The sequence below is a fragment of the Halomonas sp. 707D4 genome (genome assembly GCF_024158685.1).
Lineage (GTDB): Bacteria > Pseudomonadota > Gammaproteobacteria > Pseudomonadales > Halomonadaceae > Vreelandella.
Genome location: NZ_JAMZBD010000306.1, coordinates 1 through 3,879 on the forward strand (window position 1 = coordinate 1; position 3,879 = coordinate 3,879).

Below are 3,879 nucleotides of genomic sequence, written 5' to 3' on the forward strand. Positions count from 1 at the left end.
GTGCCCGGGCGCGGCCGCGGAACACGCCCAGCACTTCATGGGCATCGGCATGAAAGTGCTGGAAGTCGTAGAGGTGGTAGCGCCAGGCCGGCGGCCAGCCGTGGCGCTCGAACAGCGCCTCGAAGGCCTTCGCGCGCGACTCGGGCTCGGCGTCTTTCACCGCGCCGCGGTAGATCAGCACCGCAAGCGTGGAGTTGGGGAAGCCATTGACGGTATCGGGAGAGAGAAAGAGCGTTTCCGGTGTCATGGTCGCGACCTCGGTGGGGGTGTTGGTTCAGCATAGCAAGTGACGCGCTAGACTAAAGTTGAGCCACGCAAGGCACTGCGTCGAGCGGGAACCTTGGTAGGCTAGGAGCATTACCAAGTGCAGGTTTCTTTTCGTGCGTGTATCGAGCGCTAAGGCGACGTCATGATCATTTCAAGCCCTTCGGACTACCGGCAAGCCGCCAAGCGGCGCATTCCCCGTTTCTTGTTCGACTACCTCGATGGCGGCTCGGTGACCGAGAGCACGCTGCGCGGCAATGTCGAGGCGCTGCAGGCTATACCGCTGCGCCAGCGCGTGCTGAAAGGCGGCGGCACGCCCACGCTCGACACCGAGATTCTGGGAAGCGCCTGGAAGCTGCCCGTCGCGCTCGCCCCGGTGGGCGCCACCGGCCTCTACGCCCGGCGCGGCGAGGTGCAGGCGGCGCTCGCCGCCGAGAAGGCGGGCATTCCCTACACGCTCTCCACGGTCTCGGTCTGCTCCATCGAGGAGGTCGCCCGCGAGGCCCACGGCGAGCAGTGGTCGCAGCTCTACGTGCTGAAGGATCGTGGCTTCATGAAGAACGCCCTGGAACGCTCCTGGGCGGCGGGCATGAAGACCCTGGTATTCACCGTGGACATGCCACTGCCGGGTTCGCGCTATCGCGATCGGCGCTCCGGCATGTCCGGCCCCAACGCCAAGCTTCGCCAGTACGCCCAGGCGATCACCCACCCGCAGTGGGCGTTCGATGTGGGCCTCAAGGGCAAGCCGCTGTCGTTCGGCAATATCGAGGCCTACACCCAGCGCACGATGGGCATGGACGACTACATGGGCTTTCTGGCCAAGAACTTCGACCCGTCGATCAGTTGGGACGAGCTTGGCTGGATTCGCGAAAGCTGGAAGGGAAAGCTGATCATCAAGGGGCTTCTGGACAAGGAGGATGCCCGCGAGGCGCAGCGCATGGGCGCCGACGGCATCGTGGTATCGAATCACGGCGGCCGCCAGCTCGACGGCGCGATCTCCACCGCCCAGGCGCTGCCGCACATCGTCGAGGAAGTGGGCGACGAGCTCACGGTGCTGGCGGACTCCGGCGTGCGCTCCGGGCTCGACGTGGTGCGCATGCTCGCACTCGGCGCCAAGGGCGTGCTACTCGGGCGCGCCTACGCCTACGCGCTCGCCGCCCGGGGCGAGGCGGGCGTCTCGCATCTTCTCGAGCTGATCGCCGCGGACATGCGCGTGACCATGACGCTGATCGGCGCGAATTCCCCCGCCGAGATCAATCAGAGCCATCTCGACGCGGTGGTGAAAGAGCTCAAGATGAGCGAGTAGAAGCGCCCACGCCGCCGTGGCGCCCCAGCGGAATCATCATCGGCTTGCCGGTCACCGGGTCCTCGATGACTCGGCTTTCGAGACCGAACACGTGGCGCACCGTGGCCTCGGTCAGTACCGTGTCTGGCGCGCCTGCGGCGTACACGCGCCCGCCCGCCATGGCGATCAGGGTATCCGCGTAGCGGGCGGCCAGGTTCAGCTCGTGGAGCACCATCACGATGGTGGTGTCGCGGGTGTGGTTGAGCTCGGTGAGCAGGTCCAGCACCTCGATCTGGTGGTTGATGTCGAGAAAGGTGGTGGGCTCGTCGAGCAGCAGCACATCGGTCTGCTGGGCCAGCGCCATCGCGATCCACACCCGTTGGCGCTGGCCGCCGGAAAGCTCGTCCACCGCACGCTCGGCAAGCTCCAGAAGGCCGGTGGCGGCCAATGCGTCGGCCACTGCCGCCTCGTCCGTTGCACGCCAGCGCCTGAACAGCCCCTGATGGGGGTGACGGCCCCGGCTCACCAGCTCCAGCACGCTGATGCCTTCCGGGGCGATGGGCGACTGCGGCAGAAAGCCGACCCGGCAGGCCAGCTTGCGTGCGGCCATGGCGTCGATGGCGTGGCCGTCGAGCAGCACGCGCCCGCTCGCTGGGGCGATCAGCCGCGAGAGCACGCGCAAGAGCGTCGACTTGCCACAGGCGTTGGCGCCGACGATGGCGGTGAGTTGGCCAGGCGCGATGTCGACGCTAGCGCCTTCGAGCACGCGGCGCTCGCCGTAGCCCGCGGTGAGCGCCTCGGCCTGCAGGGAGGATGCGTTCATAAAGCGCCCTTGCGTTGGTTGTCGCGAACGATCAGATAAACGAGGTACGGCGCGCCCAGCACGCCCGTGACGATACCCACCGGATAGCGGGCGGGCAGCAGGAACTGTCCGGCGTAGTCGCTTGCCAGCACCAGAAGCGCCCCTACCAGCGCTGCCGGTAACAGCAGCGAGCCGCTCTGGCCACTGATGCGCGCGGCGATCGGCCCGGAAAGAAACGCCACGAAGGCGATGGGCCCGGTCACCGCCGTGGCGAAGGCCACCAGACCCACCGCCGCCAGCACCACGACGATGCGGGTAACGCCAAGGCGCACGCCGAGCCCGGCGGCGAGCTCATCGCCCAGGCGCAGCGCGTCGAGATCGGCGCGCCGGCTCAGCAGAAGCCCACCCAGCAGCCCCAGCGCCAGGCTCAGCGGCAGCGCCTGCGTCAGGCGCACGCCGTTGACGCTGCCGGTGATCCAGCGAAGCGCCTCCTGCAGCGACCAGCTCGGCGCCTGCATCAATAGATACGCCGTCACGCTTTGCAGCATGGCGGCAAGCCCTATGCCGATCAGGATCAGCCGCGCGCCGGTCACGCCGTCGCGCCAGGAGAGCAGGTAGATCAAAAGCGCCACGCCAAGCCCCGCGGCCACCGCGACAAGCGCCACCGCCGGCCCGCTCCAGGCGAGCGCGACGATGGCGAACACCGCGCCGGCGCTGGCGCCGCTGCTGATGCCGATGATGTCCGGGCTCGCCAGGGGGTTGCGCAAGAGCGTTTGAAAGGCCACGCCGCCCAGGCCAAAGCAGGCGCCGGCGAGCAGGCACGCCACCGCCCGGGGCAGGCGCAGCTCGCCCACGGTGAAGCTTGCCCCCGGCACGTCGACACCGGCCAGCACCCGCGCCACCGTGGAAAGCGGGGTGTAGGACTGGCCAAGCGCAAGGGTCACCAGCACCCCCACCGAAAGCCCGGCGGCGAGCAGCGCCAGCGTCCCCCGACGCCGCCTGAGCCGGCCACGGCGCAGCGCACTCAGCTGTGCCCTTTGGGCAGGGGTTGCGTGGTTCATAGCGCGCCCACCTTGCGGCGGCGTACGATCCAGATGAAGACCGGCGCGCCGATGAACGCGGTGACGATGCCCGCATCGAGCTCTGCCGGGTGCGCCGCCAGCCGTCCGGCCACGTCGGCAAGCAGCAGAAGAATCGCCCCGCCAAGGGCGGAAAACGGCAGCAGCCAGCGGTAGTCGGCCCCCACCAGCAGGCGGCAGGCGTGGGGCACGACCAGGCCCACGAAGCCGATCGGCCCGCACACCGCGGTCGTCGCGCCGCACAAGAGCACCGCACCGAGCGCCGACATCCCCCGCGCCAGCGCGACGTTCTCGCCAAGCCCGGCGGCGGTGTCGTCGCCGAGTGCCAGCAGGTTGAGCTTGCGCGCACAGACGACCGAGACGATGAAGCCCGCCGCCAGAAAGGGCACGACCGGCGTGATCTGATCGTAGGTGGCCCCGCCCACGCCGCCGACGAGCCAGGACTGTAC

Annotated in this window: 4 protein-coding genes and 1 pseudogene; 1 reads left to right on the plus strand and 4 read right to left on the minus strand. The window is 68.8% G+C overall.

The window, feature by feature from the left end; all coding sequences use genetic code 11:
* Positions 1-247, minus strand: a pseudogene (locus BIS11_RS12560) (cupin); the annotation flags it as partial.
* A gap of 162 nt (positions 248-409) precedes the next feature.
* Between BIS11_RS12560 and lldD the strand changes: the two are divergent.
* Positions 410-1,570, plus strand: a complete 1,161-nt coding sequence (gene lldD, locus BIS11_RS12565; RefSeq protein WP_253586163.1) for an FMN-dependent L-lactate dehydrogenase LldD — start codon at positions 410-412, stop codon at positions 1,568-1,570.
* Here lldD and BIS11_RS12570 read toward each other — a convergent pair.
* From BIS11_RS12570 to BIS11_RS12580, 3 genes are all read right to left on the minus strand, one after another.
* Complete coding sequence (locus BIS11_RS12570) at positions 1,554-2,372, minus strand: ABC transporter ATP-binding protein (protein WP_253426808.1); 819 nt, start codon at positions 2,370-2,372, stop codon at positions 1,554-1,556. The genes lldD and BIS11_RS12570 overlap by 17 nt on opposite strands.
* Positions 2,369-3,412 carry an iron chelate uptake ABC transporter family permease subunit gene (locus tag BIS11_RS12575; protein WP_253586165.1) on the minus strand — a complete coding sequence of 348 codons (1,044 nt, stop codon included), beginning with the start codon at positions 3,410-3,412 and terminating at the stop codon, positions 2,369-2,371. Before BIS11_RS12575 ends, BIS11_RS12570 begins: the two co-directional genes overlap by 4 nt.
* The coding region (locus BIS11_RS12580) for an iron ABC transporter permease (RefSeq protein ID WP_253586166.1) at positions 3,409-3,879 on the minus strand (471 nt) is incomplete at its 5' end. The genes BIS11_RS12580 and BIS11_RS12575, both read right to left, overlap by 4 nt.